16 protein-coding genes are annotated in these 14,653 nt (G+C 65.8%); 13 read left to right on the top strand and 3 right to left on the bottom strand.

Features of this window, described 5'->3' with window-relative positions; genetic code table 11:
- Nucleotides 1–111: 111 nt before the first annotated feature.
- From ACO07J_RS16565 to ACO07J_RS16555, 3 genes are read right to left on the bottom strand one after another with little or no spacing between them, the layout of a single operon-like run.
- A complete protein-coding gene (locus tag ACO07J_RS16565; protein ID WP_422030965.1) occupies nucleotides 112–540 on the bottom strand; it encodes a diol dehydratase small subunit in 429 nt (142 codons plus the stop codon).
- Nucleotides 530–2,812 (bottom strand): propanediol/glycerol family dehydratase large subunit, encoded by a 2,283-nt coding sequence (locus ACO07J_RS16560; protein WP_422030963.1) that lies wholly within the window; start codon nucleotides 2,810–2,812, stop codon nucleotides 530–532. The genes ACO07J_RS16565 and ACO07J_RS16560 overlap by 11 nt, the downstream gene beginning before the upstream one ends.
- Before the next feature lie 35 nt (nucleotides 2,813–2,847).
- Nucleotides 2,848–3,606: a DeoR/GlpR family DNA-binding transcription regulator gene (locus tag ACO07J_RS16555; RefSeq protein WP_422030961.1), complete on the bottom strand. Its 759-nt coding sequence runs from the start codon at nucleotides 3,604–3,606 to the stop codon at nucleotides 2,848–2,850.
- Between the two features lie 144 nt (nucleotides 3,607–3,750).
- On the opposite strand from ACO07J_RS16555, the gene ACO07J_RS16550 reads away from it, so the two are divergent.
- From ACO07J_RS16550 to ACO07J_RS16490, 13 genes are all read left to right on the top strand, one after another.
- Nucleotides 3,751–5,031 (top strand): aspartate aminotransferase family protein, encoded by a 1,281-nt coding sequence (locus tag ACO07J_RS16550; protein WP_422030959.1) that lies wholly within the window; start codon nucleotides 3,751–3,753, stop codon nucleotides 5,029–5,031.
- Nucleotides 5,028–6,566, top strand: coding sequence for an aldehyde dehydrogenase family protein (locus tag ACO07J_RS16545; protein WP_422030957.1), 1,539 nt, complete (start codon nucleotides 5,028–5,030; stop codon nucleotides 6,564–6,566). The genes ACO07J_RS16550 and ACO07J_RS16545 overlap by 4 nt, the downstream gene beginning before the upstream one ends.
- Entirely contained in the window at nucleotides 6,563–7,174 is a 612-nt protein-coding gene (locus tag ACO07J_RS16540) for a BMC domain-containing protein (protein ID WP_350131322.1), read from the top strand. The genes ACO07J_RS16545 and ACO07J_RS16540 overlap by 4 nt, the downstream gene beginning before the upstream one ends.
- Entirely contained in the window at nucleotides 7,174–7,608 is a 435-nt protein-coding gene (locus ACO07J_RS16535) for a hypothetical protein (protein WP_422030955.1), read from the top strand. Before ACO07J_RS16540 ends, ACO07J_RS16535 begins: the two co-directional genes overlap by 1 nt.
- Nucleotides 7,605–7,847, top strand: coding sequence for a EutN/CcmL family microcompartment protein (locus tag ACO07J_RS16530; protein WP_422030953.1), 243 nt, complete (start codon nucleotides 7,605–7,607; stop codon nucleotides 7,845–7,847). Before ACO07J_RS16535 ends, ACO07J_RS16530 begins: the two co-directional genes overlap by 4 nt.
- A 25-nt stretch (nucleotides 7,848–7,872) precedes the next feature.
- On the top strand, nucleotides 7,873–8,160 hold the full coding sequence (locus tag ACO07J_RS16525; RefSeq protein ID WP_152491589.1) for a BMC domain-containing protein: 288 nt from the start codon (nucleotides 7,873–7,875) through the stop codon (nucleotides 8,158–8,160).
- Between the two features lie 31 nt (nucleotides 8,161–8,191).
- Complete coding sequence (locus ACO07J_RS16520) at nucleotides 8,192–8,821, top strand: microcompartment protein (protein ID WP_422030951.1); 630 nt, start codon at nucleotides 8,192–8,194, stop codon at nucleotides 8,819–8,821.
- A 45-nt stretch (nucleotides 8,822–8,866) separates the two neighbouring features.
- Complete coding sequence (locus ACO07J_RS16515; protein WP_422030949.1) at nucleotides 8,867–10,009, top strand: ABC transporter substrate-binding protein; 1,143 nt, start codon at nucleotides 8,867–8,869, stop codon at nucleotides 10,007–10,009.
- A gap of 68 nt (nucleotides 10,010–10,077) precedes the next feature.
- Nucleotides 10,078–11,151, top strand: a complete 1,074-nt coding sequence (locus ACO07J_RS16510; RefSeq protein ID WP_422030947.1) for an ABC transporter ATP-binding protein — start codon at nucleotides 10,078–10,080, stop codon at nucleotides 11,149–11,151.
- Nucleotides 11,148–12,002 carry an ABC transporter permease gene (locus ACO07J_RS16505; protein ID WP_422030945.1) on the top strand — a complete coding sequence of 285 codons (855 nt, stop codon included), beginning with the start codon at nucleotides 11,148–11,150 and terminating at the stop codon, nucleotides 12,000–12,002. The genes ACO07J_RS16510 and ACO07J_RS16505 overlap by 4 nt, the downstream gene beginning before the upstream one ends.
- Nucleotides 12,002–12,814 (top strand): ABC transporter permease, encoded by an 813-nt coding sequence (locus tag ACO07J_RS16500; protein WP_422030943.1) that lies wholly within the window; start codon nucleotides 12,002–12,004, stop codon nucleotides 12,812–12,814. Before ACO07J_RS16505 ends, ACO07J_RS16500 begins: the two co-directional genes overlap by 1 nt.
- A 34-nt stretch (nucleotides 12,815–12,848) precedes the next feature.
- A complete protein-coding gene (fabG, locus tag ACO07J_RS16495; protein WP_422030941.1) occupies nucleotides 12,849–13,619 on the top strand; it encodes a 3-oxoacyl-ACP reductase FabG in 771 nt (256 codons plus the stop codon).
- A gap of 25 nt (nucleotides 13,620–13,644) precedes the next feature.
- Nucleotides 13,645–14,652, top strand: a complete 1,008-nt coding sequence (locus ACO07J_RS16490; RefSeq protein ID WP_422030939.1) for a phosphotransferase enzyme family protein — start codon at nucleotides 13,645–13,647, stop codon at nucleotides 14,650–14,652.
- Nucleotide 14,653 lies beyond the last annotated feature (1 nt).

The raw sequence follows: 14,653 nt of genomic DNA, 5'->3' as shown, positions 1-14,653 counted from the left end.
ACCCTCGCCGTCACAGACCCCGAAACCGACGCGATACCGACGAAATACCGACGTGATACCGACGTCGAAATCCCTTCGAAACAAAGCCGTTAACCAACGAATCGCCGCCCCTCAATACCGCGTCCGGAACAGCCCCCGTTTCTCGTAGACCTCCGCCGCCTCTTCCACGAGCCCGGCCAGCGCCTCCGCTCCATACTCCTCCCGAAGCCCCTGCGCCGCCTGCAAAAGCGCCTCCTTCGACGGCGCCCGCCCCGGCCGCAGCAGCTCGTAGACCTCCATCACCACCGCCTGCGGCACCCGCGTCATCTCCGCCGCCCGCTCGAAATTCCGCCCCAGCGCCGCCCGCCCGGCATCCCGCGCAATCTCCGCCTGCCGCCTCAACGCCTCCGCCGTGATCCGCAGGTCTTCCATCTGCAACTCACCGCTCAGTACCGCCTCGATGGTCAGCGCATCCAGCGCCTTGCCACGATGGCCCGTCACCCGCTCGGGGCAGGTCTCGGCCAGCGGATAATCCTTCACGCCCAGTGGTTTATCCCCCATCGGCCCCCTCCGCGAAATCGATCTCCAACGCCTCGGGCGAGGCGTTGTTCTCGCACATCTTCGTCTCGATCGCATAGGTCAGCGCCACCCGCGCATGGAACCTTGCCCCCAGCGCCTCGCCCTGCGTCGGCACCACCACCGGCGCCGGCAAATCGCCCTTCGCATAGCCCGCCGCGTTCTCCCCCAGCGCCCGGTAATGCGCCAGCGTCGTCACCGGCGCGTTCGAGAAAAGCTCGAGGTTGTTATGCGGCAGCCGGTCCTTCTGATGGATCACCGCCGTCCCCTTCGACTGGATGCCGATCCCGATGCCCGACCCCGACAGCCGCGCCGCGCTCAGCCCCAGGAAAGACGTATCCGCCGTATGCCGGATCCGCAGCACCCGCATCCGCCCGCCACCGGCCTCGATTCCGTCCCTCAACGCCCGCAGCACCGCGCTCAGCGGATGCCCGGCCAGCGTCCGGAAAATCTTCGTGCCAAATCCGGGGCTTACGCCCACCACCACCTCGCCCGGATCGTCGCCGCGCTCCGCCGGCCCCATCGTCCGATACTCCACCGCGCGCGCCTCTCCGGCCTCGCTCGCCGCCTCCCGCCGCAGCACCTCTTCGCGGTCCAGCACGTTCCGTATCGCCGCCAGCTCCGCCCGCCGCGCCTCGCTCACCCGATAGCCGGTGCCGGGGCCGGTATAGTCATTCGGATCGTTGATCGCGCTGATCACATGCCCGTCGCGAATGATCGCCGAAGTCTGCAAATAATCCCCCGACACCCTAAGTTTCACGAGGAAAAGCAGGTTCTCCGCCTCCTCCCGAAACCCGCCACCATACAGCGAGCGGATCACGTCGATCACCGTGATCCCCCGGCTGCTGATCCGGTCGCTGATCACCGCCACGTCGCGCGGCGCGAAACTCTCCGTGTCGTTCGACCCAGACGCCACCGCCACCGAACGCTTCATCACCTCCGTCGGCTCCGCCAGCCCCAGGTCCTTCAGCACATGGCTCAGCGCATCCACCGCCCGCCGCCGCAGACCGAGCGCGCTGGCATCCTCGATCGGGGTCAGGCCCCCATCCGCCTCGAAATCCCGTTGCAGAACAAGGAATTCCTCCAGCTCCTCGCCGTTGAACGAGGACGGGTTGAACGAATTGTCGTATTTCAGGATACTTCCGAACCCCGAACAGATCAGGTCCGACCCCCCGATCAGGAAGGGCAACACCTTCGCCGCCACCCGCATCTCGGATTCCGAGTGCCGCGCATCGTTGCCCGATGCACATTCAAGGTCCAGCCACACCGCCAGCAGGTTCTCCGCCCAGATCTCCCGCACGCCGCCGGGGATGGAGGACGCCAGCGGCGCCCCGTCGATCCCGCCGTTCTGCGTCCCTTGCGAGCCCATGCCCCGCTGCAGGCACAGGCACCGCGCCTCCAGATACAGAAGCGATTTCGCCTCGTGATACCCCATCAGCAATTCCGACGCCGCCCCCGAGGTACAGCGCATCTTGATCCCCCGCGAGGCATAGGCGGCGGCCAGCCACGCCTTCGACCACGGCGTATCGTCCCCGTCGACAAAGGCGCTTTCCGTGCCATAGACCGATACCGTCTCGGCATAGGAGGTGAAACCGGCCATGCCGATCTCCAGCTCCTCGGCCTCCTCGCTCGAGCACTGGAACAGCGTTCCCGCCCGCCCCACGACCGAGCCCACGCAACAGGCCAGCGCGTTCGACCACGAGTTCCGCGCCACCCGCATCGTCGTCTCGATCTCGTCGAACCCCAGCGCCACGGCAATCGCCGCATCCGCCGCAAGCTGCAGGGGATCATCCTTGGCATTGGTCACATGTGCCTGGTTTCCCGGCGTTTTCCGCGCCCGCATCTTGGAATAGGCAAAGGCGATCTCCATCGCGTTGAGCTGCGCCACCGCCTCGGCCAGCTTCGCCGGCGTCAAGCCCCGCGCCAGCCGCACCAGCTCCTCGCGCGGCACGTTCATGTCCACCAGCATCCGCGCCAGCCGCTCCGACGGGATGGCCATCGCCTCCTCCGCCACGTCCATGTCGAGGTGATGCGCGGCAATGAAGGCGTCGATCATGTCGAACTCGGCCGCCGGGATCCCGTCCATCGACGCGACCCGCCCGTTCCCGACCGTCAGGCCGGGCTTGGGGTCGGCGGCCCCGGCAAAGGCGGAAAACCCGTTCTCAGGGTCCTCTACCGCGAACTGGTCATGCCGCAGCGGGCGCGCGTCCCAGTCGTCGAACCGTTTCCAGCGGTTGGCGTCGTAGCTGTTGCTCATCGTCCGCGGCACCTCCCTGTGCCTTAAGAAATCGTTCAGCCGGCGATTATATCCGCCTCGGCCTGACGGATCGCATCCCACAGCGGCGGCGGCGGGCGTTCATCGGTGATCAGCGTCACGCCGGGCTGCCAGTCGATGATTCGCTGCAGCGACCGGTGCCCGAACTTCGACGCATCGGCCAGGATCAGCGCCTCGTCCGCCGCCTCGATCATTGCAGAGTAGACCTGACCGGCGTGCAGCAGCGCCTCGCTCATCCCCTCTTCGTCGACGCCCGAGGCGCCGGTCACCGCGATCGGGGTGCGGAACTGCTTGATGCACTTGATCGTCTCGGCGCCATAGACCAGCCCCTCGCGCGGCTCGACCACGCCGGGCAGCGACATCACCTGGATCAGCGGGTTGACCGAAAGCTCGGTCGCGATGCTGAAAGCCGGGGTCAGCACGGTCAGCTGCCGGTCGATCCCCCGCAGCGCCCGCGCGAAATGCAGCGTCGTCGCCCCGCCGCCGATGAACAGGCTTCCGGCATCGCCCACCCGCTCCAGCGCGCGCTGGGCGATCTGCTCGCGCTCCTTGACGTGAAGCTGCAACCGCTCGGCCAGCGCCGGCTCGAACGTCTTGGTGCGCACGGCGCCGCCATAGGTCCGCTTGATCCGCCCGGTCTCGTCCAGCTCGCTCAGGTCGCGCCGCACCGTCTCGCTCGACACGCCCAGTTCTTCTGCAAGCTCCGCCACCCGGATCGAGGGGTTCACCTCGAGGATGCTGAGAATCTGGTCATGTCTTTGTGTTTTCTTAGACATTTCGCGGTCGGCGCCCTGCTGAATTGCACGCAATATACGGGAGTTGCCTCAAAAATCTAAGGTAAAATGACCGAAGTCGGTCAAAAAATGTTGTGACACGTTAATTTCCTGCTAATCTCCGGGTGATCTGCAAAGGGGAATCGCGTGTTCAACTACGGTTACTTCTCCTTCGACTCGAAGGAAGATCTCCTGAAAAAGGCCGCGGAATACTGGAATCCCGGCAAGGTCAGCTTCTGGACAGAGGCCGGCACGCCGATGGTCATCGACCGTCGCGAGGGGTATTTCCTCTACGACATGTCCGGCAAGCGCCTGATCGACCTGCACCTCAACGGCGGCACCTACAATTTCGGCCACCGCCACCCGGAACTGGTCGAGGTGCTGAAATCCGGGCTCGACTATTTCGACATGGGCAACCACTGGTTCCCCTCCGTCGCCCGCGCGGCCTTTGCCGAGAAGCTGGTGAACACCGCGCCCCACATGAAGTACGCGATCTTCGGGTCGGGCGGCGCCGAGGCGGTGGAAATCGCCTTGAAAACAGCGCGTTACGCCACCAAGCGGCGCAAGATCGTCTCGATCATCAAGGGCTATCACGGCCATTCCGGCCTCTCCGTCGCCACCGGCGATGAACGCTTCTCCAAGATCTTCCTCTCGGACAAGCCCGACGAGTTCCTGCAGGTCCCCTTCAACGACATCGACGCGCTCGAACAGGTGCTCAAGAACCGCGACGTCGCCGGCTTCATCGTCGAAACCATCCCCGCCACTTACGGCTTCCCTATGCCCGATGACGGCTACCTCAAGGCCTGCCAGGACCTCTGCCGCAAGTACGGCACCAAGTTCATCGCCGACGAGGTCCAGACCGGCCTGATGCGCACCGGCGTCATGTGGGGCTGGCAGGGCTACGGCGTCACCCCCGACATGTTCGTTTGTGGCAAGGGGCTGGGCGGCGGCATCTACCCGATCAGCGCCTGCCTCACGACCGAGGAATGCGGCCAGTGGCTGGTCGAGGACGGCGCGGCCCATATCAGCACCTCCGGCGGTGCCGAACTCGGCTGCCTCGTCGGCCATCACGTGATGGAGATGCTGCAACGCCCCGAGGTCGTCTCGAACGTCCATTTCGTCGCCGAGTTCTTCTCGCAGGCCATGGCCGAGATGATGGAACGCCACAGCGACATCTTCGTCGGCGTCCGCCAGCGCGGCGTGGTGCTGGGGCTGGAATTCGACCACCCCGAGGGCGCCGTCGCCGTCTCCCGCGCGCTTTATGAAAACGGCGTCTGGGCGATCTTCTCCTCGCTCGACAAGCGGGTGCTGCAATTCAAGCCCGGCGTCGTGCTCGACGTCGACACCTGCCAGGAAATCATGGACCGGTTCGACGCCGCCATGCCCCGCGCCCGGCAACTTCTCAAGACCATGAGGCGCGCGGCATGACCGAACACGCGACGTTTGACGCCCCCCGCCTCGCGGTCCCCGACAGGGAGCTCTCCCGCGCCCGCATGAAGGTGGGCCGCGCCGCCTGGGCCGCCCGCTACTACAAGGATTTCAGCCGCGAGGCGGTGCTGGCCATCGCCGAGGCCGTGGCAAAAGCCGGCCACGACAAGGCCGCGCAATTCGCCGATGAAGCGGTGTCGGAAACCGGCTTCGGCGTGGTCGAACACAAGACCATCAAGAACAAGCTCTGCACCCACGAGCTGCTCGACTACTACCGCGACCTCGACCTCGTCACCCCCCGCGTGAACGAGGACGCCAAGATCATCGAACTGCCCAAACCCGCGGGCGTGGTCTTTGCGCTGGCGCCAGCCACCAACCCGGTTGCCACCGTGTATTACAAGGCGATGCTGGCCATCCTCAGCCGCAACGCCATCGTCCTCAGCCCGCACCCGGCGGCGAAAACCGTCTCCGCCGCCGCCGCCCGGCATCTCGCACAGGCGGCAGAAGCGGCGGGCGCCCCCGCGGGCCTCATCCAATGCGTCGAGGATCCCTCGATCCCGCTGGTGCAGGACATCATGAGTTCCGACCGCATCAACGTCATCCTCGCCACCGGCGGCACCGCCATGGTCCGCGCGGCCTATTCCTCGGGCAACCCGGCGATGGGCGTGGGGCCGGGCAACGCGGTCGCCTATATCGACCCCTCCGCCAAGGTCGACGCCGCCGCCCGCTGCCTTGTCGAAAGCAAGGCCTTCGACAACTCGGTGCTCTGCACCAACGAAAGCGTGGCCCTGACCCTCGAATCCAACCGCGGCAACATGGAACGCGCCCTGCGCTCGGCGGGAGCGCATGTCTGCAACGAGGCCGACACCGACCGCCTGCGCGATTATCTCTTTACCGACAAGGGCTTCAACCTCGAAGCCATCGGCAAAAGCGCCACCTGGATCGCTGAACGCGCGGGCCTGCGCGTCAACCCCTCTACCAAGGTGCTCGTGCCGGTTGTCGCCACCCCGGGGCAGGATGACCTCTTTTTCCGCGAAAAGCTCTGCCCGGTGCTGACCCTGACGGCGGCCACCGATTTCCAGCAGGCGCTGACTTTCGCCAAGCACACCGCGCGCCGCGGGGCAGGGCACTCCGCCGCCTTCCATGGCGAGGACAGTGACCGCCTCGTCGCCTTCTCCCAGGGCGTCCCGGTCTACCGCGTCGTCGTCAACGCCCCCTGTTCGCAAGGCGCGGCGGGCTTCGCCACCCACCTGCCGCCCTCCTTCACCATCGGCACGGGCTTCGCCGGCCGCTCCTCCATCGGCGAGAATCTCGGGCCACAGCACCTCGTGCAATGGACCCGCATCGCCTATGCCAAGGACCTGCCCGCCAACCTCGCCGGCATCGACCTCTCGGCCGTCTCCTCCGGCCGCGCGGCCCCCAAACCCGCCGCCCCGCCGCCCGAACCGGCCCAATCCTCCGGCGATGTCAGCCGCGACGAACTCCGCCGCCTGATCCTCGAAGAACTCCGCAGCCTGAAGGGGGGCGAGGCATGACCGAACTCCGCGCCTCGATCTTCATCGACCAGCTTCAGCCGCAGACGCTGGCCTACATCTCCACCTGGATGCGCGGCACCCTGCCGCGCCTGCGCATGGCCGCCCAGATCGTCGAGATCGCGCCGGGGCTGGATGTCGAGGCCCTGACCGACACCGTGCTCAAAAGCGCCGATGTCCACGCGGGCCTCCTGGTGGTCGAACGCCAGTTCGGCACGCTGCAATTCCACTCCCGCTCGACGGCAGAGGTCCATTCCGGCGCCGCCGCCATCCTCGAGGCGCTGGGCAAGACGGCCAACGACGTCGCCCCGCCCAAGATTCTCGCCTCCAAGCTCGTCACCAATGTCGACGACCAGCACGCGTTCCTGATGAACCGCAACAAGCTGGGCTCGATGGTGCTGGGCGGCGATAGCATCTACCTGCTCGAATGCCAGTCGGCGGCCTATGCCATCCTCGCCTGCAACGAGGCCGAGAAGGAAGCCGACGTCAAGCTCATCGACATGCGGATGATCGGCGCCAACGGCCGGCTCTACCTTGCCGGCACCGAGGCCGACGTGCGCAACGCCAGAAACGCGGCCGAAGGCGCGTTACGTGATGCAGGAGCGTCGTGATGTCAGCCCTCCGGGACGAGATTCGCGCCATCCTGCGCGAGGAAATCGCTGCGCTGCGGTCCGAGGCGGGGCAGGGCGCGCCGGCCACGGAACAGGTGCGCATCACCTCGGGCGCCGACCTGACGCGCTTTGCCCAGGATCTCCTGCAACGCGCCTCCGAGCCGGGCTTCGCCGAGCGTGTGGCGCGGGGCGAGCTGGTCTTCGAACTGACCACGCCCACCCGCGCACCATCGGCCCCTTCCATGCCAATGGTCACCGGCCCGGCCCGCAAGGCCCCCGAGCGGCTGGAAAAATCACTGATCACCGAGCGCGACATCAACGCGCTCGCCCCCTCCGCCCGCAGCCTGCGCATCGGGCCGGCCAGCCGGCTCACCCCGCTCGCGCGGGACGAGGCGCGCCGCCGTGGCATCCGGATCGAAAGGGATAAGACATGATACAAGGCCGTGTCATCGGAAAGGTCTGGTCGACCCGCCGCGTGCCCTCGCTGCCGCGCGGGGCGCTGCTCGAGGTCGAGACCGACGGCGGTTCCAAGCTGATCGCCTTCGACCCGCTGGGCTGCGACACGGGCGAAACCGTGCTGGTCACCCAGGGCTCGGTCGCCGCCGGCTATTTCCAGGGCCAGACCGTGCCCGTGGACGCGCTGATCATCGGCTCAATCGACGAAACGAAGTAACAGTCAACCATGAAGGAACACACCCATGGCTAATCTCGCAATCGGAATGATCGAAACCAAAGGCTACGTGCCCGCGCTTTCCGCGGCCGACGCCATGGTCAAGGCCGCGAACGTCGAAATCGTCGCCCGCAACGAAGTCGGCGGCGGTCTCGTCTCCGTCGTCGTCAAGGGCGACGTGGGCGCCGTCAAGGCCGCGACCGAAGCCGGCGCCGAAGCCGCAAGCCAGGTCGGCGAAGTCACCGCGGTCCACGTCATCCCGCGCCCGCATGCCGATCTCGGCAAGCATTTCTCGGCCGCGGCCGTCTCCAAGTAACCGCACCACCGCAGGGGGACCGGACCGGATCATGACAGAGCTTCGCGTATATCTTCCGATCGAAGATCTGCAGCCGCAATTCGCGGCCTATCTCTCCTCCCCCCTGCGGGCGCGGGCCTACCCGCCCTTCCGCGGCCAGAACTCGCTGATCATCGAGGTGGCCCCGGCGCTCAGCATCCACCGCATCGCCGACCTCGCGCTCAAGGAAGCGCCGGACATGGAGCCGGGCATCCTCTTCACCGAGCGCCAGTTCGGCCTGCTGGAGCTGCACGCCGACGACATGAAAGACCTCGACGCCGCCGGCAAGGCGATCCTCAAGGGCATCGGCGCCAAGGCCACCGACCAGCTTGCGCCGAAGATCCTCTACCACGACATCATCGAGGATCTCTCCGACCAGCATGCGATCATCCTCAACCGCTCGCGCGACGGCTCGATCCTGGTGCCGGGCGTGGCGCTCCTGATCTACGAGATGACGCCGGCGCTTTTCGCCTGCGTTGCCGCCAACGAGGCCGAGAAGGCCGCACCCCAGGCCGTGATCAACGATGTTCAAATGATGGGCGCCACGGGGCGGATTTTCATGTCCGGCACCCTCGAGGACATGCAAACGGCTAGAGATAAAATCACTCAGACGCTAGAAAAAATAAAAGGCCGCTCCGCCTGAACGGGGCGCAATATAACCAAACCAACCAACCGGAGGTAACTGAATATGACCAACAGATTTTCCAGAAGACAGTTCATGGGCCGCTCTGCCGTCCTGGCAGGCCTCGCAGCCGCGGGCCCGCTGAGCCCGGCATTCGCCGCCCGCAGTGACCGGATGAACATCCTGTGCTGGGAAGGCTACAACTCCGACGAGGTGCTCGGGCCGTTCCGCGACGCGCACCCCGATGCCACCATCCGCGCCGAAAGCGGCACATCCGACCCGGACATGATCAACAAGCTCCGCGCCGGGGAAACCTCGGTCTGGGACCTGATCAACGTCAACCAGCCCTGGGCGCGCGACCGGCTCTATCCCGAGGGGCTGATCAAGCCGCTCAACAAGGACCGCTTCATGCCGTATTTCGACAAGATGTTGCCGTCCTTCAAGAACCCGCCCTACGAGCTGTCCTTTGCCGACGATGGCGAGCTGATCGGCATGCCCCAGCGCTACGGCCCGTTCAGCTTCGTGGTGAACACCGATGTCATCAGCCAGGACATGGCCGAAGACCAGGGCTGGAACCTGTTCCTCGACCCGGAAATGCAGGGCCGCTACGGCGTTCTGACCTACGACAACTGGAACGTCATGCACATGTGCCTGACCGCCGGCCTCAACCCGTTCGAACCGATCGAGGGCGAGGATGTCGAGAAGTTCCGCGAAACCGCCAAGACCATCTTCGGCGGCGCCAAGCTGATGACCGACGATCTGGTGGCGATGAACACCGCGCTCATCAACGGCGAGATCGACGCCTACTTCACCGGCGGCACCTACACCGCATCGCCGGCGCGCTATGACGGCGCCACCAACGTGCGCGGCATCACGCCCCGCTCGGGCCCGGTCGACGGCAAGGGCGGCGTGGTCTGGATCGAGCTGACCTCGCTGGTCAACAACCCCGATCCCAGCGACCTGGCGCAGGAATTCCTCGAATTCGTGCAGCAGCCGGAAATCTCCAAGGCCGTCGCTTTCACCGAGGGCACCTACAACCCGGTCAGCCAGATGGGCGACGAGGCGGTGATGGCGCTGTTCGACGAGGAAGAGCTGGACGCGATCCAGATGGACACCCTCGCCGAGGAGATGGAGCGCTCGCTCGACTACCAGGTCGTCGCCTCCTACGACACGCTGATCGACATCTACACCGAAGAACGTCGGTCGTGATCCGGCCGGTCCCGGCGCCACCCGCGCCGGGGCCATCCGCCAGAATTTCCAGTTTCCAAGGGTAGAGCATGGATTCCTCGCCATTCCTGCGCCTGCGCGGCGTCGTGAAATCATTCGGAACGTTCACCGCACTCGACCGGATCGACCTCGATATCAACGAGGGCGAATTCTTCACGATCGTCGGCCCCTCGGGCAGCGGCAAGTCGACCCTGATCCGCCTGCTGGTGGGGATGGACGACCTGACCGGCGGCGAAATCCGCCTGCGCGACAAGCGCATCGACCAGACGCCGGCCAACCTGCGGCCGACCTGCATGGTGTTCCAGTCGCTGGCGCTCTTCCCGCACATGACCGTGGGCCAGAACATCGAGTTTCCGCTGAAGCTCCGCAAGGAGGCGCCCGACCGCCGCAAGGCCCGCGCCCTCGAACTGCTCGACCTCCTGCGCCTGCCGCAAAGCTATTACGACAAGCGCATCTCGCAATGCTCCGGCGGCGAGAAACAGCGCGTGGCACTGGCCCGTGCGCTGGCCTTCGACCCCGAGATTCTGTTCTTCGACGAACCCCTCTCGGCGCTCGACTACCGCCTGCGCAAGACCCTCGAGAAAGAGCTGAAAGACCTGCACGCCCGCACCGGCAAGACCTTCGTCTACATCACCCACTCGCTGGAAGAGGCGATGGTCATGTCCGACCGTATCGCCATCATGAAGGAAGGCCGGATCGAGCAGATCTCCGAAGCCGACGAGATCTACGGCGCCCCGGTCAGCCGCTTCGTGGCCGAGTTCATGGGCGAGGTGAACCTCTTCGGCGTCACCGCCGCCGGCGACGGCACCGTCACCAGCGACGTGCTCACCGTCCGCCCCGGCGCCACGCTGGCCAAGGCGCCCTCGGGCGCACGCGGCCTCCTGATGGTCCGCCCCGAATACGTCCGCTTCGCCGATGACGGCGCGGGTTTCGACTTCACCCTCACCGGAACCCTGCACGGCGAGTACGCGCTCGGCTCCCGCATCCAGTACGAGATCGAGACCGCCGCCGGCATGGTCACCGTCGAGAAGCTGCGCGAGGACCGCCGCGCCGTCGCCGAGGGCGAACAGCTCACCGTCGGCTTCAACGCCGCCAACACCCATTTCATCGACGAGGCCGCATGAAGACCCTCGACCGCAGACTGGGGCTCCTGTCGGCCCTGCCGGTGACCCTGCTGATGGTGCTGGCCTTCCTCGCGCCACTGGTCGTGGTGGCGATCTTCTCGATCATGCCGCCCAAGGTCTTCTCGCTGGCCAACACGCCCGATTTCTCGGCCTACGCGGTGTTCTTCAAGCAGGGCTACTACAAGTCGCTCCTGTGGTCGCTCGGCATGGCGCTGGCTTCCACCGTCATCCTGCTGATCGTCTGCTGGCCGCTCGCCTACGCCATGGCCAAGATCTTCAAGCGCTTCACCATCGTGCTGACCATCGCCATCGTCATGAGCCTGTTCGTCTCGGAAAACATCCGCCTCTTCGGCTGGGTGCTGACCCTGATGAAGGGCGGGCTGATCGAGGGGCATTTCCGCGCCCTCACGGGCATCGGCTTCGACAGCCCGCTCTACGGCGTGCCGATCATCGTCTTCGGCCTCGTCTACGTCTACCTGCCCTTCATGCTCTTCCCGCTGGCACAGGGCATATCCATGGTCCCCGATGACACAAGGCAGGCCGCCTACGACCTCGGCGCCACCCGCTGGCAGGTGCTCTGGCAGATCGAGATCCCGCTCGCCGCCCCCGGCATCGTCGTGGGCTCCCTGCTCAGCTTCGTGCTGGCGGCCGGGGCGCTGGCGGAATCGAAGATCCTCGGCGGGCAGGCGGTCATCGCCATCGCCGACGACATCGAAACCGCCTTCACCTTCGGCCAGAACTGGCCGCTCGGCTCGGCGCTCTCGATGATCCTCATCGTCATCATCGGCACGCTGGCGCTGTTCGGCGTCTCCAAGGTCGATCTCGACGCCATCATGGGAAGGAAACGCTGATGAACCCCAGCCGCCTGACCCGGACCGTCCTGTTCATCTACGGCATTCTGATGATTGTCTTCCTCTACCTGCCGCTCGTGTCGGTGGGCTTCGCCTCTGTGTCGCGGGCGCGCTACCTCAGCTTCCCGATCAAACGCTACTCGACCAAGTGGTACGGCGAGGCGCTGGAAAGCAGCACGGTCAGCGAGCTGCTCCTGACCTCGCTGTCGGTCGCGCTGCTGGTCACCGTGATCGCGCTTGTCTTCGCCTTCTTCGGCGCGCTGGCCTTCGCCCGTTACCAGTGGCGCTTCCGGAACACCTTCCAGAAGCTCATCCTGCTGCCGATCTTCTTCCCGCAGACGGTACTGGGGCTGGCGCTGCTGATGTGGTTCAACTCGCTGGGCATCATTCCCACCTGGAAGACCGCCGTCGTCGCCCACCTCGTCTGGATCACGCCGATCGCCACGCTGATCGTCGCCATTCGCGCCTACAGCTTCGACCCCGCGCTCGAGGAAGCGGCCCGCGACATGGGCGCCGGTACCTTCACCGTCCTGCGCGAGATCACCCTGCCGCTGCTCATGCCCGGCATCGTCTCGGCCGGCCTCTTCGCCTTCCTGCTCAGCTGGGGCAACTTCCCGCTGTCGCTCTTCACCACGGGGGCCGACTCGACCCTGCCGGAATGGCTCTATGCCAAGATGGTCTCGGGCTATTCGCCGCTGGTGCCCACGCTTGGCATCATGTCGGTCGTCGGTTCCTTCCTGCTGATCCTCTTCGCGGTCGCGGTGGTCTGGCTGATGCGGGCAAACAAAGAGGCCAGAACGGCCCAGGACTAAAAACCAGAGAACACACCAACACGGAGGAAAAACCATGCTTACGTCACTCAAGGGCAAAAGCGTCATCGTCACCGGCGGCTCCAAGGGCATCGGCCGCGGCATCGCCACGGTCTTCGCGCGCCAGGGCGCCAAGGTCACCCTCGCCGCCCGGAACGAGGCCGACCTGAAGAAGGCGGCAAGCGAGATCGAGGGCCACGTGCGCTACGAGGTCTGCGACGTCTCCGACTGGGACTCGGTCAAGAAGATGATCGACAGCACCGCCGAGGCCCAGGGCGGCCTGCACGTGCTCTGCGCCAATGCCGGCGCCTTCCCGCAGACCAAGATGGTCGACATGGACCCCTCCGAATGGGACCAGGTGATGGCCACCAACCTGCGCTCCTCCTTCCTCTGCGTGAAGGCGGCGATCCCGCATTTCGAGAAGGCCGGCAAGGGCCGTGTCGTCATCACCTCCTCGATCACCGGGCCCCACACCGGCTTCCCCGGCTGGTCGCATTACGGCGCCTCCAAGTCCGGCCAGTTGGGTTTCATCAAGACTGCCGCGATGGAACTGTCGCGCTACAACACCACGATCAACGCCGTCATGCCGGGCAACATCTACACCGAAGGGCTGCAGGACCTCGGGCAGGACTACCTCGACACCATGGCCGCCTCGATCCCGCTCAAGCGGCTGGGCGACGTGGAAGACATCGGCAACGCCGCCCTGTTCTTCGCCTCCGACGAGGCCGGATACATCACCGGTCAGCAGATTGTCATTGACGGCGGCCAGATCCTGCCTGAATCCCTCGAGGCGATGGAAGAAATCTGACCACCACAGCCGAAGGAGGATCGCGATGTCAGGATCGGACATGCCGCTGGAGGAGTTGCTGCGCCATCTCGAAAAACTGGCGCAGGACTCGCTGTCGCTGTGGGACGTGCCCGAGGGCGCCACGGCGCGGCTGATCAACGTCTCCGAGAACGCGACCTACCTCGTGGAAGCGCCGGGCGGCTACAAGTCCGTCCTGCGCATTCACCGCGAGAACTACCACTCCCACCGCGCCATCGAATGCGAACTTGCCTGGCTCGAGGCGCTCGACCGCGATGGCGTGGTCACGACGCCCGGCTATTACGTCGGCAAGAACGGCGACCCCATCCAGCAGGGCCGCACCGAGGGGCTGGCCGACCCGCGCTACATGGTGCTCTTCCACTTCGTCGAAGGCTCCGAACCGGATGAAAGCGGCGACATGACCGACGGGTTCGAGGAGCTGGGCACCATCGCCGCGCGCTGTCATGACCACGTGCTGAACTGGCAGAAGCCCGACGGGTTCGAGCGGCTCACATGGGATGCCGCCGCCGTTTTCGGCCCCAACGCCACCTGGGGCGACTGGCGCGACGCGCCAGAGGTCACGCCCGAGGTGGCCCAAGTGCTGGAACAGGTGCAGCAGACCATCTGCAACCGGCTCGACGCCTTCGGCAAGGCGCCCGACCGCTTCAACCTGATCCACGCCGACATGCGGCTCGCCAACCTGCTGGTCGACGGCAACGGCACCCGACTCATCGATTTCGACGATTGCGGCTGGGGCTGGTTCCTCTACGATTTCGCCGCCGCCATCAGCTTCATCGAGGATGATCCCCGCATCCCCGCCATGCGCGCGGCTTGGGTGCGCGGCTACCGTTCGGTCCGCCCCATGAGCGAGGCGGAAGAGGCCGAGATCGACACCTTCATCATGCTCCGCCGCATGGCCCTTCTGGCCTGGATCGGCAGCCATATCGAGGCGCCCGAACCCCAGGAACTGGCCCCCGGCTTCGCCGCTACCACCGCGCGGCTGGGCCAGGCCTACATGGACAGGATCGGCGCATAGC

Source organism: Roseovarius sp., assembly GCF_965228755.1.
Classification (GTDB): domain Bacteria; phylum Pseudomonadota; class Alphaproteobacteria; order Rhodobacterales; family Rhodobacteraceae; genus Roseovarius.
Note: the sequence above shows the minus strand (reverse complement) of the source record. Positions and strands in the feature narration are given on the sequence as shown.